Origin of the sequence: Cellulosimicrobium sp. NPDC057127, assembly GCF_042670945.1 — a bacterium.
GTDB lineage: Bacteria > Actinomycetota > Actinomycetes > Actinomycetales > Cellulomonadaceae > Cellulosimicrobium.
Genome location: NZ_JBHUUP010000009.1, coordinates 113,267 through 127,039 on the forward strand (window position 1 = coordinate 113,267; position 13,773 = coordinate 127,039).

The following is a 13,773-nucleotide window of genomic DNA, read 5'->3' on the forward strand; positions in this document are numbered from 1 at the left end:
TGCTGGACCCGGGCACCGTCCACGCTGGCACGGTGCCCGACGCCCCGCACGCCGAGCCGCACCCGGAAGCCCAGGTCAGGACGAGGGCGAGGGCACCGGGCGCTCGGCGAGCGCGGTCGCGACGGCGTGCAGGTTGTGCGCCATGAGCTGCGCGGTGCTGCGCGCCCACTCGTGGCCGTGGCCCGTCTGGACGTAGTCCGGCCCCGGCCCCGGGCCCTGGTTCCAGTACACCCACGCCTGCCCGGGAATCGTGTAGCCGATGTCGACGAGCCCGCCGGAGATCTCCGAGATCACGTGGTGGGCGCCGTCCTCGTTGCCCGTCACGACGACGCCGGCGACCCGGTTGTACGCGACGGGCGTGCCGTCGTCGGTGGTCTCCGAGAGCATCGCGTCCATGCGCTCGAGCATCCGCTGGGCGATCGACGACGGGCGCCCGACCCACGTCGGGGTGAGGACGACGAGGATCTGGGACTCGAGCAGCTTGTCGTGGATCGCCGGCCACCCGTCGCCCTCGCCGAGGTCGGTGACCACGCCGGGCGGTACGTCGTGGTCGACGAGCCGCACGTGCTCGACCTCGACGCCACGGTCCTGCAGCGACTCGGCGACCACGCGGCCCAGGGTCTCGGTGTTGGACGGCTCGGGCGACTTCTTGAGCGTGCAGCTGACGAACAGGGCCTTCATCGGTACCTCCGCGACGGCGTGAGCGGCCTGGTCTCGACCTCTCGCCACGGTAGCGCCGGCCCTCCGGGCCCACGACCGCACGGCGCCCGGCCGGCGACGCCGGCGGGCCCGCGGCGGCTCAGGACTCGTCGCCGGGACCGAAGTCCGGCACCGGGCGCTGCGTCGCCTCCGACGGCGTGTCGGCGACGCCGTTCTCCGCGATGTCGGCGATCAGCCATTCCATCTCGGCGATCTCGCGCCGCTGGGCCTCGATGATCTCGTCCGCGAGCTGGCGCACGCGCACGTCGTCGATGTCCGCGCGCTCGCTCGTGAGGATCGCGATCGAGTGGTGCGGGATCATGCCCTTCATGTAGGCGCGGTCGTCCACGAGCACCTGCGAGCGCGACAGCGCCAGCGCGCCGGTGCCCACCACGAGCGCGACGAGCACGATCGCCACGTTGACGCGCACGTCGCGGTACATGCGCCCCCACATGAACCCGAGCATGATGATCGCCATCGCGGAGCCCATGAGCACCGCCATGTAGACGCGCTCCTCGCTGAAGCGCACGTGGTCGAGCGCGAACGCGTTGGTGTACGTGAGCCCGAACATGACGACCGTCGACGTCGCGATCATCGCGGCGAACCGCCCGTACGTGCGCAGCCGCATCTTTCCGCCGTGGTCCTCGGACGCGCCGTGCTGGTCGGACCCGCCGTGCTCGTCGGACGTCCCGTCGTGCGTCGCCTGCTGGTGCTGGTGCTCGCTCATCCGTCCCACCCCTCTCGGTCGTCGGCTCGTCGACCGCGACCGTAAGCACCGGGCGCCGCCGCTCGCCGCCCGGGACGGACCGGCCTCGTGCGCGCCCGTCTGGCGAGCGGCGCCGCGGTGGCTCACGGTGGGCTGGTCCGCCGGTGACAGGCCCGGCGCGACGTCCGGGACGCGAGGGAGGGAGTGCCGCCGTGTGGTTCGACGCGTGGTCGCAGGTCATGAGGGTCGTCGTCGTGGGCGCCGCCGCGTACGTCTGGCTCGTCCTCGTGCTGCGGCTGACCGGCAAGCGCACCCTGGCGAAGCTCAACGCATTCGACCTCGTCGTGACCGTCGCGCTCGGCTCGGTGCTCGCGACGATCCTGCTCAGCGCCGACGTGTCCTGGCTGGAGGGGACGGCCGCCATCACGACGCTCGTGCTGCTCCAGGTCGCCGTCTCCTGGACGTCCACCCGCGTCGCGCACGGGCGGTCGGCCGTGACCGCGAGCCCGTCGACGCTCCTGCGCGACGGGCGGTTCCTCGACGAGGCGATGCGGCGCAACCGCGTCACGGCGTCCGAGGTGCGGCAGGCGGTGCGCAGCAGCGGGGTCGGTGGTCTCGACCAGGTCGCGGCCGTCGTCCTCGAGAGCGACGGCACGCTGTCGGTCGTCACGCACAGCCAGCTCGGTGACGGGTCGGCGCTCGGCGACGCCGACGGGCGCCGCATCCCGGACTGACCACCCACGCGACCGGTCGCGCCCCGGGCGTCGGTCGGGCTCAGTCGTTCGGCGGGGCCTCCGAGACGTCCGCGAGCGCCGAGTCGGAGTCGAGCGCGACGGCGAGGTCGCCGATCGAGACGATGCCGACGACGACGCTCCCGTCCATCACGGGGACGCGCCGTACGGCCGCGTCGCGCATGATCTGCACGGCCTGCGCGACGGGGTCGTCGGGGCCGAGGGTGGCGAGCCGCCCGCTCGTCACCTCCCGTACGTGGGCGTCGCCGTCGAGGCCTTCGGCGAGCCCGCGCACGACGATGTCGCGGTCGGTGACGATGCCGGTGATCTCGCCGTGCGCGGCGACGATGAGGGCGCCGACGTCCTGCTGCGCCATCGTCTGCGCGGCGGACCGCAGCGTCTCGTCCTGCTCGATGACGGTCGGGGCAGGGGTCATGTAGTCGGACACGGTGCGGCGTGCCATGGTCTCGTCCTCTCGTGCGGGCGGTCCGCGGCGAGCTGCTTCACCGTCCTCCCACCGTGCGCCCGGGGGCGCCCGCTCGCACGGGAGCGGACCGCGGGTCCGTCACGCCTGCCTGCCGGGGACCTCTCCGAGCGCCGGGTCGTGCTCGGCGTACCCGGCCGCGAGGCGCACCCCGTCGTCGTCGACCGCCGCGACGTCCTCCCACCGCACGAGGTACGTCCCCCGGTGGCGGCGGCGCACGAGCTGCGGCACCGGCCACGGCGCGCGCACGTCGGTGCGCTCGTAGCCGAGGAAGGACGCCGCGGTGCGCGGGCTGACGAGGAGGCCGACGACGCGGGCGCCGCCGACCGCGGACCGCCGCCGTGCCCGGTCGCTGAGCGGGGCGTCGGCACCGTCGCGGCGCTCGTGCTCGGAATCCTCGTGCCCGGTGTCCTCGCGGTCCGGCGGACCGCCAGGCACCTCGTCGGGCGGGTCCACGAGCTCGAGCGCGAGGCGGACGTCGACGACGAAGCCCAGGCGTGCGCCGTCGGGCCCGGTGACGGGGGCGTCGAGGAGGTCGCTGAGGATCACGAGCCCGCCTCCGGGTCGTGCGAGCCGCCCGGGATGCGGCGGACGACGCGGTCGCGCACCCAGCGCTCGGCCCAGCCGACGTCGAGCTCGTCCGCCGGCACGACGAGCTCGACCGCCGTGCCGACGTGCCCGACGTCCTCCCACCGGATCTGCGCCCGGCGCGACCGCGGCGGATGACCGCCCAGGACCCGCGTGACGAGCACGGGCCACGCGACGATCGCGCTCACCCGGGCCTCCTGGCCGGGAACGACGTCGCGCCCGTCCGGGCCGACGAGCTCGAGGTCGTCCAGGGTGGTGACCGGCTCGCCGTCGACGTCGAGCACCTGCCGGCTGAGCAGGTGCAGCCGCGCGTCCACCACGCGGGTGCGCTCCGTCCGGTCCGCGCGCGCCTCGCTCATGATCCGGCTCCCGTCGCGACGAGCAGGGGGACCGCCGCGAGCGCCGCGACGACCACGACCACCATGTACACCGTGCCGAGCGCGTTGACCACCCGCCCGTTGACGTGCTCGCCCATGTACTCCGGGTCGTTGGCGACGAGGAGGATCGGCACGTACGTCAGGGGCAGCGCGACCGCGGAGAACACCACGGACAGCTCCGTGACGCGGACCGGGTCGACGCTCGTCATGAGGATGCCCACCGCGAGGAGCAGCGCGACCATCATCGACACGTGGAACCGCGCGGCGCGCGCTGGCCGGCGGAACTTGCCCCAGGACCACCCGAGGTACTGGGCGAGCGTGTAGCCGCTGGACAGGGCCGTCTCGAGCGCCGCGCCGAACGTCGCCGCGACGATCCCGAGGATCACGACGGCGAGCAGGAGCTTGCCGCCCGCCACCGCGACGGGCAGCACGATCTGCGCGAGCGAGGACACCTCGATCCCGGCCGGCAGGAGGACGACGGCGGCGCACGCCGCGATCGCGACGGACAGCAGGCCGCCGAAGGGGAAGCCGACGAGCACGTTGAGGCGGTTCTGCGCGAGGTCCTTCGCCGTCCACCGCTCCTCGACCGCGCCCGAGGAGAAGAAGAACACCTCGTAGGGCGTCATCGCGGCGCCGAACAGGGCGACGGCGTAGTACCAGTACGTCGCCGCGTGCTCCGTCGCGGGCGGCGACGGCGGCACGGCCTGGCGCACGAGCTCGCCCCAGTCGGGGCCGAGGAGGAACAGCGCGACGGCGAACCCGACGAGCAGCAGGCCCATGAGGCCGGCGACGTTCTCCATGACCTCGAACTTCACGCGCCACAGCACGAGCCAGACCGCGAGCGCCGCTACGGGGATCCACAGCCGCGGCTCCACGCTGCTCGCCAGGTGCAGGGCGAGCGCGATGCCACCGATCTCCGCCGTGAGGGTCAGCAGGTTGATCGCGAAGGACGCGACGAGGTTCGCACCCGCGGCGCGCGGGCCCAGCCGCTCGCGCACGATCTCGAACGTCGCGCGCCCGCTCACGGCCGCCACGCGCCCGGACATGCTCGCGAACAGGCAGATGCCGACGACGCCGACCACGACCACCCACACGAGCGAGAGCCCGAACCGCGACCCGACGACCGCGTTGGTCACGAGGTCGCCGATGTCGACGAAGCCGCCGATCGCGGTCAGGATGCCGAGCGCGACACCGAGAAGGCGCCTCATGCGCCGCCGACCAGCGCGAGGGTCGCGTCGAGCTCGGACGTCGCGGCGTCGAGGCGCGCGACCGCCTCGTCCCCGGACACCGGGACGTCGCCCGCCTCCGAGAGGTCCCCACCGGCCTCGCGCGCGACCCACGCCCGCGCCGCGACGACCTCCGCCGTGACGTCCGCGAGCGCGTCGAGCCCGGCGGCGCGCTGCGCCGAGGACGTGTCGTCCGGGGGCACGAGGGTCGTCAGCGCCGTCGACGCCGACTCCAGCACGCGCACCTGCTCGAGGAGTGCGGCGTCGGCGACGGGCGAGGTCAGGCGGTCGGCGTCGAGCAGCTCGACCGTCAGGAGCGTGGTCTGCGCCGCCGAGGACGCCTGGGTGAGCGCGTCCCGCACGGAGGCGGTCGCCTGGCCGGGCTCCTGGTGGCTCGCGACCGTGCACCCGGCCCCACCGGTGGCGACCGCGAGGGCGAGCAGGGCGGCTGTCCCGCGGCGCCGTCGGCGCCGGACCGGTTCACGGTGTCGCACGGACCGATCGTGCTCCCGGCGGCGCATTCTCGCAGGACGGACGGCACGGAGCGCGCACCAGCGACGGCGGAGGTCCGGCGCGTCACGTGCTGCCCGTCAGGCGGACCGTGCCCGCGGACGGGAGGATGGAGCATGCTGCTCGCCGAGGTCGCCGCCACGTCCGACGCCGTCGCTGCCACCCGCTCGCGGCTCGCCAAGCGCTCCGCCATCGCGGGGCTGCTGCGCCGCGCCGCCGACGAAGCCGTGCGGTCCGGTCCGACGCACTCCGTCGGCGTCGCGCTCGACGAGATCGAGATCGCGGTCGCGTACCTCGCGGGCGAGCTGCGCCAGCGTCGCACCGGCCTGGGGTGGCGGTCGCTGGGCGGGCTCCCCGAGCCCGCCGCGGCGCCGACGCTCACCCTCGACGCGGTCGACGCCGTGTTCGCCCGCATGGCCGACCTCTCCGGACCGGGGTCGGACGGCGCACGCCTCGCCGAGGCCGCGACGCTCTTCGGCGCCGCGACCGAGCGCGAGCAGGTGTTCCTGCGCGGGCTCGTCACCGGCGAGCTGCGGCAGGGCGCGCTCGACTCCGTCGTCGTGGACGCCGTGGCCGAGGCGTCGGGCGTGCCCGCGGACGTGGTGCGCCGCGCCGTCATGCTCCGCGGCGCGACGGGCCCGGTGGCGCGCGCCGCGCTCGGCTCCCCCGACCCGCAGGCGGCGCGCGTCGCGCTCGACGCGTTCACGCTCGAGGTGGGCAGGCCGGTGCGGCCGATGCTCGCGCAGTCCGCGCCCGACGTCCCCGCCGCGCTCGACAAGATCGGCGCCGGCGACGTCGCGGTGGACGTGAAGCTCGACGGCATCCGCATCCAGGTGCACCGCGACGGGGACGCCGTGGGCGTCTACACGCGCTCGCTCGACGACATCACCGCGCGCGTGCCGGAGATCGTCGCGACGGTCCGCGCGCTCCCGTCCCGGCGGTTGGTCCTGGACGGGGAGGCGCTCGTCGTCGGGCCCGACGGCGTCCCGCGCCCGTTCCAGGAGACGGCGGCCCGGTCGGCGACGCGCGAGGCCGGCGAGCGGACGGCGGCCGAGGAGGCCGAGCTCGCCGCGTCGCTCGAGCTGTCCCCGTTCTTCTTCGACGTGCTCCACGTGGACGGGCGCGACCTGCTCGACGAGCCGCTGCGCGAGCGCCTCGCGGTGCTCGACGAGGTGGCCGCGCCCCACGTGGTGCGGCGGCTCGTCACCCACGACGCCGGCGCGGCGGGCACGTTCTTCGACGGCGCGGTCGCGGAGGGGCAGGAGGGCGTCGTCGTGAAGTCGCTCGACACCCCGTACGCCGCCGGCCGCCGGGGCGCGGGATGGGTCAAGGTCAAGCCGCGGCACACGCTCGACCTCGTCGTGCTCGCCGTCGAGTGGGGCTCCGGGCGGCGCAGCGGGTGGCTGTCGAACATCCACCTCGGCGCACGCGACCCCGACGGCGGCTTCGTCATGCTCGGCAAGACGTTCAAGGGCATGACGGACGAGATGCTCGCGTGGCAGACGAAGCGGTTCCTCGAGCTCGAGACGTCGCGCGCCGGGCACGTCGTGCACGTACGGCCCGAGCAGGTCGTCGAGATCGCGTTCGACGGCCTCCAGCGCTCGACGCGCTACCCCGGCGGCCTGGCGCTGCGCTTCGCGCGCGTGGTGCGCTACCGCGACGACAAGACCGCGGCCGAGGCGGACACGATCGAGACGGTCCGCGAGCTCGCCCGCGTCTGAATGTCGTGCCCGTCCCCCGCGACGGGCGGTCAGCCCTCCGCGAGCATCCGCACGTCGCCCGGCGGCAGCTTCTCCCACCAGTGCCCGTAGCGGGCGAACACCGCGGGCTCGCGGTCGGCGAGGAACGCGACGAGCGACCGGGCCTCGGCCTCCAGGGCCGCCCACGCGTCGTCGGACACGGGACGCCAGGCCGTCACCTCGACGCCCGCGGGGGTCGCGCGCCACACGCCGACGACGTACCCGTCGACGAGCACCGTCGGCAGCACGTCGCCGTTGGAGCGCGTGACGAGCGGGCGGAGCTCCGGCGGCAGGACGCGGGACCGGTCGGCGTACGCGAGGAGCGTCTCGTCCCACATCCCCAGCAGGCGCGGCGGCGCGGGGACGTCCTCGTCCGGCCGCGGCGCGTCGGGGACGTCGAGCAGCTCGGTCCCGTCCGGGCCGGGGAACCGGTCGAGCGCGTCGCCGGCCGCGTCGACCGCCGCGCGGACGCGGGCGCGGGTCACCAGGGCGAACTGGGCGACGTCCGCGACCGTCGCCGGGCCGAAGCCCTCGAGGTAGCGCAGGACGAGGTCGCGGAGCGCGTCGTCGAACGCCGGCTCGTCGGGACCGAGCGCGGGCGTGCCGGCCGCGACGTACGTCGTGCGCGTGCCGAAGGACCACGGTTCCTCGGTGGGAACGTGGTGCAGCGGTGCGAACGTGCGCAGCGCCCACCACGCGCCGCGGGCCGCGCCGGGGACGCGTGCCTCCACCCACGCCTCCAGCTCGTCGGCCGTCCGAGACGTCCCGGCGAAGGCGAGCAGCTCGGGAACGAGCGCGTGCGCGTCGTCGACCGAGATGCCGCTGACGGCGAACCGCCGGTCGTGCAGGCGCGACGCGCGCAGCGACGGCTGCATCGCCGTGTGGACCGTCTCGTAGTCGTCCGCGTGCACGAGGTGCAGCGCGATCCGCAGGAGGGACGCCCGCACGACGGCGCGCTGCGCGAGCGCCGTGTCGAGGTCGGCGGCCGCGAACCCCGCGACACGATTCCACAGCGCGACGTACGGCGAGGCCGGATGCTGGGCCTGGAACGCGACGACGCGGCGCACCGCCTCGGGCACCGGCACGTCGGCGCGGTCGAGCAGGAGCTGGCGGACGAGGGTCGCGCGGTTGAGCGCGCGGGACGACGGCGGCGTCACAGGGACGACTGTGGCGCACCCGCCCGCCGAGCGCACACGTGCCGACGGGCCGGCGTGGCGTGATCAGGCCGCGAGCGCCACACCGAGCGCGGCCGCGGCGAGGCTCGCGACGAGCATCCCGAGCGGGTGGAGCACCGCGGCGAGGCCCCGCCCGGCGAGCACCAGGCGCGCGGCTTCGACGCTCGCGGTGCTGAACGTGGAGAAGCCGCCGAGGAACCCTGTCCCGAGCCCCGCGACGACCGCCGTCGGCCCCGCGTGGTCCAGCCCCCAGCCCGTGAGCAGGCCGAGCAGGAAGCACGCCGTGACGTTGACGACGACGGTGCCGAGCGGCGTCGACAGGCGGTTGTGGTGCTGGACGAGCGTGTCGAGACCGAAGCGCGCGGCGGCGCCGAGCCCGCCGCCGACGGCGACGAGCACCCACGCGACGGCGCTCATGCCGCCCTCCCCCGGCTCGTCCGGCCCGTGACCAGCGATGCTGCGGCCGTCCCGCCGATCGCCGCCCCGACCCCCAGGGCGACGCTCCCGAGCGCGTAGGCCGCACCCAGCCCGAGGTCGCCGCCCGCCGCCAGGCGCTCCACCTCGACGGCGAACGTGCTGTACGTCGTGAACCCGCCCAGCACGCCCGTGCCGCAGCCGAGCCGCACCGCGCGCCGCCACCCGTCGTCGGGCCCGGCACGGCGCAGCGCCTCCAGCAGGCCCCCGAGCAGGAAGGACCCGACGACGTTGATCACGAACGTCGTCCACGGCCAGCCCCCGGCCGGCGCGGGCCACGTGTGCTCGAGGAGGGCGCGCGCCGTCGTCCCGAGCGCCCCGCCGAGCGCCACGAGGCCCGCGAGCGCGAGCAGGGACGGGCGGCGGGGCTCGCGCGGCCCCGGCCCGACGGCGTCGGCCGCGTCGGGGTCCCCGATGCCGGGGTCCGGTGCCGGACGGGGGCGGGGGTCGCGCGTCATGCGCCCATCATCGCCCCGACGATTCCCGCCGAGCGCTGCGTCCGCGCTCGAGCGCTGCGTCCGGGGACGCAGCGCTCGAGCGGGACCGCATCTGTCGCCGGCCCGACGGCGACGGTGTCAGCAGGTGCGCGCCGGCACCTCCACCTGCTGGGCGCGCGGCTCGCCGCCGGGCGTCGTCGCCGTCACGGTCACAGTGCCGCCGTCGACGCTCGCCGCGCGGGACGAGAACGCCTGGTAGGCGTTGCGTCCGGGCTCGACGCCGGAGCGCGACGTCGACCCGTACGCCGACTCGAGCTCGACGTCGACCGGCACGTCGCCGTCGTTGGTCGCCCGGACCGCGACGTACGCCGTGCCGGCGAGGCACCGGGTCTCCACCTGGACGGCCACCGCCGGTGCGGGCTGCGCGTCGATCTCGAGACGCACGGTGCGCAGCCACGAGCCCCAGCCGTCGGCGGGGAACGAGTCGCGGAAGCGCAGGTAGAGCGACCCGTCGGTGGACCCGGTCTGCTCGAGCAGCGTCGCGACGTCGAGCTCGCGCTCGGCACGGTTGCCCAGCGCCCGCTCCTCGCGCGTCTCGCGCAGCACCTCGACCCACGTCTCCTGGTCGGAGGACGCCTCGACGAGGAACTGGTTGCCGATGTCGAGCGTGACCGTCCCGGCGCGCACGCCCGCGGGCAGCGGCACCTCGTACGTGTACGACCGGTCGTCGTCGGTGTAACGGACCCACTGGCCGGCGCCGTGCGGGCCGATCTGCGAGCGGTCGTCCGCGGCCAGCCACACCGACTCCTCCGCCGTGTTCGGGTGCGCCTCGAAGACGTCCTCGATCACGGCGACGTAGCCGGTCCCGGCGGCGGTCCAGTCGTCCCAGGACGCCGACACGCTCACGGGGTGCACGCCCTCCGCGGCACCGGAGGCCGCCGTCACCGGCAGGGTGAACGCCTCGGTCGCGCCGGCGGCGACGTCGAGCGACGTCGCGGGGAGCGCCGCGGTCCAGCCCTCGGGGGCCGTCGCGGTGAGGTCGACCGTGCGGGCCTCGTCGGCCGTGTTCGTGACGGTGACCTCGAGCTCCGCGGCCCCGCCGGCCCGCACGGCGCCCGCGCCCACCTCGACGCCGACGTCGAGCACGCGGCGCTCGATCGCGACGTCGTCGAACCGCGCCGCGGAGTCGAACACCCGCAGGCCGTGCTTGCCCGACGCGAACGACCCGTCGGTGACGCTGATCGCCGGCGCGGCGGCGTCGCCGACGTACACGCGCAGGTTCGGCCCGACGGCGACGACGCGCAGCTGCGTGCTCTCGCCCAGCCCCGCGTCGGCGGGTGCCGTGCCGAGGGTGCTCCACCCGCCGTCGTCGACCTTGCCGAGCACGACCTGGCCCGACGGCCGGACGCCCGCGTAGTAGCCGCGGTAGGCGTCCTGCCCGGCGGACACCTGGCGCGCGCGGAAGATCACGCCCGCGTCCCCGCCGGTGGCCGCGACCGCCGTCGGGGTGACGGTGACGCGGTAGTCGAGGTCGGCGAAGTTCGTGTCCTGGACGCTCTTGCCCTCGCGGACCGAGCCGACGACGTACTCGCCGTCCTCGACGCTCCACGACCCGCCGTGCCGGGTCCACCCGAGGTCGTTGCCGTCCTCGAAGTTGTCCTGCACCGTCATCTCGATCGGGCGGATCGAGCCGTCCTCCTCGAAGTACAGGCGCTCGTAGGACACCTGGCGGGAGTTGCCGTCGGTCTCGCTGAGCGGCCGGCGGTGGTAGACGATGTACCAGATGTCCGTCCCGGGGACGTTGACCACGGAGTTGTGGCCCGACCCGCGCGCGACGGCGGAGTCCTGCGCGAGCACCGTGCCCTCGGTCTCGAAGGGCCCGAGCGGCGAGTCGGACCGCGCGTAGGAGACGCGGTAGTCCGGGCCGGTCCAGCCGCCCTCGGACCACATGAAGTAGTACGTCCCGTCGCGCTTGAACATGAACGAGCCCTCGACGAAGCCCTCGGGCGTGATCTCCTTGAACGTCGAGCCGTCGTCGTGCGTGCCCAGGCTGATCATGTCGTCGTTGAGCTCGACCACGTTGGAGTGGCCCCACCCGCCGTAGTACATGTACGCCTGACCGTCGTCGTCGACGAAGACGTCCTGGTCGATCGGCTGCGCGCCGTTGTGGAACGCGTCGATGAGCGGCTCCCCGAGCGCGTCGACGTACGGGCCCTCCGGCCGGTCCGCGACCGCGACGCCGATCCCGCCCAGCGCCGCGTCGCTCTGGATGTCGTTCGCGCCGAAGTACAGGTAGTACTTCCCGTCGCGCTCCACCGGCGCCGGCGCCCACAGCGCGTACTCGCCCCACGAGACGTCGTCGAGGTGCAGCACGCGCTCGTGCTTCGTCCAGTGCACCATGTCCGGCGACGAGAACGCGTCGAGCTGGACCTGCTGGGAGTAGGGCGCCGACGTCGTCGGGAAGATCCAGTACTCCCCCTCGTAGAACTCGACGTCCGGGTCGGCGTACCAGCCGTCGATGATCGGGTTGCCCGCCTCCGCCGTCGTGAGGTCGGGGACGACGGCGGCCGGAGCGGCCTGGTCGGTCGCGGACGCGTCGGGCGGGGTCGTGCCGGCGGTCGTCACGGCCACGGCCGGGGCGACCGTGCCGCCGACGAGCAGCGCGAGCACCGCGGCGGACGCCGCGACGAACGTTCTTCTCATGCGTGTTCCTTCCGGGGCCCCGACGACGTCGTCGGGGAGCGGCCGGGCCCGGACCGCGGGCACGCGCCTGCCGCTTCGCGGGCACGACCGGACGGCAGGCCTGGGGCCACGCGGTAGATGGTCGCGCCCAGTCTCGTCGTGGCGTGACATCGCTGTCAACCGATGGTGCGCGAATTCGGTGCATCCGGACGGACACCCGCGCCGGAAGTACCGGGTGTCAGCAGATCACCGCGCCCGGCCCGGCCGGGCCCGACACCTGGAGGACACACCATGCACCGCACCGCACGACGCAGCGCCGCGCTCGCGTGCGCCGCCGGACTCGTCGCCCTCGGGGCGTTCGCCCCCGCGACCGCCGCCACCGAGGGGAACGCCGCGCTCTCCGTGCTGCACGGCGTGCCGGACACCCCGGTGGACGTCTGGGTGAACGACGAGCTCACCCTCGACGACTTCCAGCCCGGGGACCTCGCCGGCCCGCTCGACCTCGCCCCCGGCACGTACAGCGTCGCGATCACCGCGCCCGACGCCACCGACACCAGCTCGCCGGTGATCGGTCCCGTCGACCTGCCGCTCGAGGCCGGCGGGAACTACACCGCCGTCGCGCACCTCGACGCCGCGGGCGAGCCCACCGCGACGCTCTTCACCAACGACACGTCGCCCACCGCCGCCGGCGAGGGCCGCCTCACCGTCCGGCACGTCGCCGCCGCACCCGCCGTCGACGTCCTCGCCGGCGGCGAAGCCGTCGTCTCCGGGCTGGAGAACCCCGACGAGTCCGTGCTGAACCTGCCCGCGAGCACCGTCTCGGCGAGCATCGCCGCCGCCGGCACCACCGACCCGGTGCTCGGCCCGGCCGACCTCACCGTCGCCGAGGGCGTCAACACCATCGCCTACGCCTGGGGCAGCCTCGACGCGGGCAACCTCGCCCTCGCCACCCAGACCGTCGAGGGTCTCCACTCGGCACCGTCTGGCGTCCCCGCCGGCGAGTCCGGCCTCGCCGCCGCGACCACGACCAGCGGCACCTTCACGGCGGTCGCGATCGCGTTCGGCGCCAGCCTCGTCGGGCTGTTCCTCGTCGCCGCGAGCGTCATGCTCGTCCGCGCCCGCCGCGAGCACCACGAGCGCGAGGCCGTGCACGCCGGCACGCACCGCTCCGCATGAGGACACGCCTCGCGGCACGACGCGGCGCGACGCTCGTCGTGGCGGCGCTCGCGGGGCTCGTCCTGGTCGTCGGCGGGTGTTCCCCTGCACCCGCCGACCGGCCCGCCGCCGGGGGTCACGACCCGGCGGCGGGCGCTCCCGTCCGGTCGCCTGCCCCGGACGCGGAGACCGGCGGGACGGACGAGGCGGCGTCGGCTGCAGCAGCGCGGCCCGACGTGCCCGTCCGTCCCGCACGGGACACCCCCGCCCCCGCACCGCCCGCGCCGGTCCGCGTCGCCGTCCCCGACCTCGGGATCGACATGCCCGTCGTGCCCGAGGGCGTCGACGACCAGGGCCGCATGGCACTGCCCGGCGACGCGCTGACCGCCGGCTGGTACCGCCACGGCCCCGCGCCCGCGAGCCCCGCCGGGGCGACCGTCGTCGCAGCCCACGTCGACGACCCCGTGCAGGTCGGCCCGTTCGCGCGGCTGCGCGAGGCCGGCGAGGGCACGTCGGTCGACGTCGTGGACGCCGCGGGCACGACGCACCGCTACACGGTCACGCGCGTGGAGACCGTCCCGAAGTCCGCGTTCCCCGCCGGCACCGTGTTCGACCGCGCCGGCACCCCGCGGATCGTCCTCGTCACCTGCGGAGGGAGGTGGGACCGGCAGCAACGCTCGTACACGGAGAACGTCGTGGTCACCGCCGAGCGGACGGACGGGGCGTGACGGTCTACGATCGGCGCACGCACCACCGGACCGCCCGCACGGCTCGCCGCCCGGGCGACCCC

General features: G+C 75.2%; 15 protein-coding genes. 4 read left to right on the top strand and 11 right to left on the bottom strand.

Annotated elements, in window-relative coordinates; all coding sequences use genetic code 11:
- Positions 1 to 75 precede the first annotated feature (75 nt).
- Both ACFTZA_RS10790 and ACFTZA_RS10795 read right to left on the bottom strand, forming a co-directional pair.
- Entirely contained in the window at positions 76 to 681 is a 606-nt protein-coding gene (locus tag ACFTZA_RS10790) for a flavodoxin family protein (protein ID WP_378194059.1), read from the bottom strand.
- Between the two features lie 118 nt (positions 682 to 799).
- On the bottom strand, positions 800 to 1,426 hold the full coding sequence (locus ACFTZA_RS10795) for a DUF305 domain-containing protein (protein ID WP_378194062.1): 627 nt from the start codon (positions 1,424 to 1,426) through the stop codon (positions 800 to 802).
- 191 nt (positions 1,427 to 1,617) lie between these two features.
- Between ACFTZA_RS10795 and ACFTZA_RS10800 the strand changes: the two genes are divergently transcribed.
- Positions 1,618 to 2,139 (top strand): DUF421 domain-containing protein, encoded by a 522-nt coding sequence (locus ACFTZA_RS10800; RefSeq protein WP_378194065.1) that lies wholly within the window; start codon positions 1,618 to 1,620, stop codon positions 2,137 to 2,139.
- Positions 2,140 to 2,179: 40 nt separating this feature from the next.
- On the opposite strand, the gene ACFTZA_RS10805 is transcribed toward ACFTZA_RS10800, so the two are convergent.
- The 5 genes from ACFTZA_RS10805 to ACFTZA_RS10825 form a co-directional block, all read right to left on the bottom strand.
- The gene (locus ACFTZA_RS10805; protein WP_378194068.1) at positions 2,180 to 2,599 is read right to left on the bottom strand and encodes a CBS domain-containing protein; all 420 of its coding nucleotides are present in this window, start codon (positions 2,597 to 2,599) and stop codon (positions 2,180 to 2,182) included.
- 102 nt (positions 2,600 to 2,701) lie between these two features.
- Complete coding sequence (locus ACFTZA_RS10810) at positions 2,702 to 3,169, bottom strand: PRC-barrel domain containing protein (protein WP_378194071.1); 468 nt, start codon at positions 3,167 to 3,169, stop codon at positions 2,702 to 2,704.
- Positions 3,166 to 3,567 (bottom strand): hypothetical protein, encoded by a 402-nt coding sequence (locus tag ACFTZA_RS10815; protein WP_378194074.1) that lies wholly within the window; start codon positions 3,565 to 3,567, stop codon positions 3,166 to 3,168. Before ACFTZA_RS10815 ends, ACFTZA_RS10810 begins: the two co-directional genes overlap by 4 nt.
- Positions 3,564 to 4,793, bottom strand: a complete 1,230-nt coding sequence (locus tag ACFTZA_RS10820; protein WP_378194076.1) for an Nramp family divalent metal transporter — start codon at positions 4,791 to 4,793, stop codon at positions 3,564 to 3,566. The genes ACFTZA_RS10815 and ACFTZA_RS10820 overlap by 4 nt, the downstream gene beginning before the upstream one ends.
- Positions 4,790 to 5,305: a hypothetical protein gene (locus ACFTZA_RS10825; protein WP_378194079.1), complete on the bottom strand. Its 516-nt coding sequence runs from the start codon at positions 5,303 to 5,305 to the stop codon at positions 4,790 to 4,792. The genes ACFTZA_RS10820 and ACFTZA_RS10825 overlap by 4 nt, the downstream gene beginning before the upstream one ends.
- Positions 5,306 to 5,437: 132 nt before the next feature.
- On the opposite strand from ACFTZA_RS10825, the gene ACFTZA_RS10830 reads away from it, so the two are divergent.
- Complete coding sequence (locus ACFTZA_RS10830; protein ID WP_378194082.1) at positions 5,438 to 7,042, top strand: ATP-dependent DNA ligase; 1,605 nt, start codon at positions 5,438 to 5,440, stop codon at positions 7,040 to 7,042.
- A gap of 29 nt (positions 7,043 to 7,071) precedes the next feature.
- Here ACFTZA_RS10830 and ACFTZA_RS10835 read toward each other — a convergent pair whose 3' ends face one another.
- The 4 genes from ACFTZA_RS10835 to ACFTZA_RS10850 form a co-directional block, all read right to left on the bottom strand.
- Complete coding sequence (locus ACFTZA_RS10835) at positions 7,072 to 8,217, bottom strand: winged helix DNA-binding domain-containing protein (protein WP_378194084.1); 1,146 nt, start codon at positions 8,215 to 8,217, stop codon at positions 7,072 to 7,074.
- Between the two features lie 63 nt (positions 8,218 to 8,280).
- Complete coding sequence (locus ACFTZA_RS10840) at positions 8,281 to 8,652, bottom strand: CrcB family protein (RefSeq protein WP_378194087.1); 372 nt, start codon at positions 8,650 to 8,652, stop codon at positions 8,281 to 8,283.
- A complete protein-coding gene (locus tag ACFTZA_RS10845) occupies positions 8,649 to 9,167 on the bottom strand; it encodes a CrcB family protein (RefSeq protein ID WP_378194090.1) in 519 nt (172 codons plus the stop codon). The genes ACFTZA_RS10840 and ACFTZA_RS10845 overlap by 4 nt, the downstream gene beginning before the upstream one ends.
- A 117-nt stretch (positions 9,168 to 9,284) precedes the next feature.
- Complete coding sequence (locus ACFTZA_RS10850) at positions 9,285 to 11,849, bottom strand: family 43 glycosylhydrolase (protein WP_378194093.1); 2,565 nt, start codon at positions 11,847 to 11,849, stop codon at positions 9,285 to 9,287.
- Between the two features lie 270 nt (positions 11,850 to 12,119).
- Between ACFTZA_RS10850 and ACFTZA_RS10855 the strand changes: the two genes are divergently transcribed.
- Complete coding sequence (locus ACFTZA_RS10855) at positions 12,120 to 13,004, top strand: DUF4397 domain-containing protein (protein ID WP_378194096.1); 885 nt, start codon at positions 12,120 to 12,122, stop codon at positions 13,002 to 13,004.
- Positions 13,001 to 13,711: a class F sortase gene (locus tag ACFTZA_RS10860; protein WP_378194099.1), complete on the top strand. Its 711-nt coding sequence runs from the start codon at positions 13,001 to 13,003 to the stop codon at positions 13,709 to 13,711. Before ACFTZA_RS10855 ends, ACFTZA_RS10860 begins: the two co-directional genes overlap by 4 nt.
- The last annotated feature ends 62 nt before the right edge of the window (positions 13,712 to 13,773 follow it).

Bases quoted from the DNA above. Each gene is read 5' to 3' on its own strand.
- ACFTZA_RS10790 (WP_378194059.1), bottom strand. From the start codon at position 681: ATGAAGGCCCTGTTCGTCAGCTGCACGCTCAAGAAGTCGCCCGAGCCG.
- ACFTZA_RS10795 (WP_378194062.1), bottom strand. From the start codon at position 1,426: ATGAGCGAGCACCAGCACCAGCAGGCGACGCACGACGGGACGTCCGAC.
- ACFTZA_RS10805 (WP_378194068.1), bottom strand. From the start codon at position 2,599: ATGGCACGCCGCACCGTGTCCGACTACATGACCCCTGCCCCGACCGTC.
- ACFTZA_RS10815 (WP_378194074.1), bottom strand. From the start codon at position 3,567: ATGAGCGAGGCGCGCGCGGACCGGACGGAGCGCACCCGCGTGGTGGAC.
- ACFTZA_RS10820 (WP_378194076.1), bottom strand. From the start codon at position 4,793: ATGAGGCGCCTTCTCGGTGTCGCGCTCGGCATCCTGACCGCGATCGGC.
- ACFTZA_RS10830 (WP_378194082.1), top strand. From the start codon at position 5,438: ATGCTGCTCGCCGAGGTCGCCGCCACGTCCGACGCCGTCGCTGCCACC.
- ACFTZA_RS10840 (WP_378194087.1), bottom strand. From the start codon at position 8,652: ATGAGCGCCGTCGCGTGGGTGCTCGTCGCCGTCGGCGGCGGGCTCGGC.
- ACFTZA_RS10845 (WP_378194090.1), bottom strand. From the start codon at position 9,167: ATGACGCGCGACCCCCGCCCCCGTCCGGCACCGGACCCCGGCATCGGG.
- ACFTZA_RS10850 (WP_378194093.1), bottom strand. From the start codon at position 11,849: ATGAGAAGAACGTTCGTCGCGGCGTCCGCCGCGGTGCTCGCGCTGCTC.
- ACFTZA_RS10855 (WP_378194096.1), top strand. From the start codon at position 12,120: ATGCACCGCACCGCACGACGCAGCGCCGCGCTCGCGTGCGCCGCCGGA.
- ACFTZA_RS10860 (WP_378194099.1), top strand. From the start codon at position 13,001: ATGAGGACACGCCTCGCGGCACGACGCGGCGCGACGCTCGTCGTGGCG.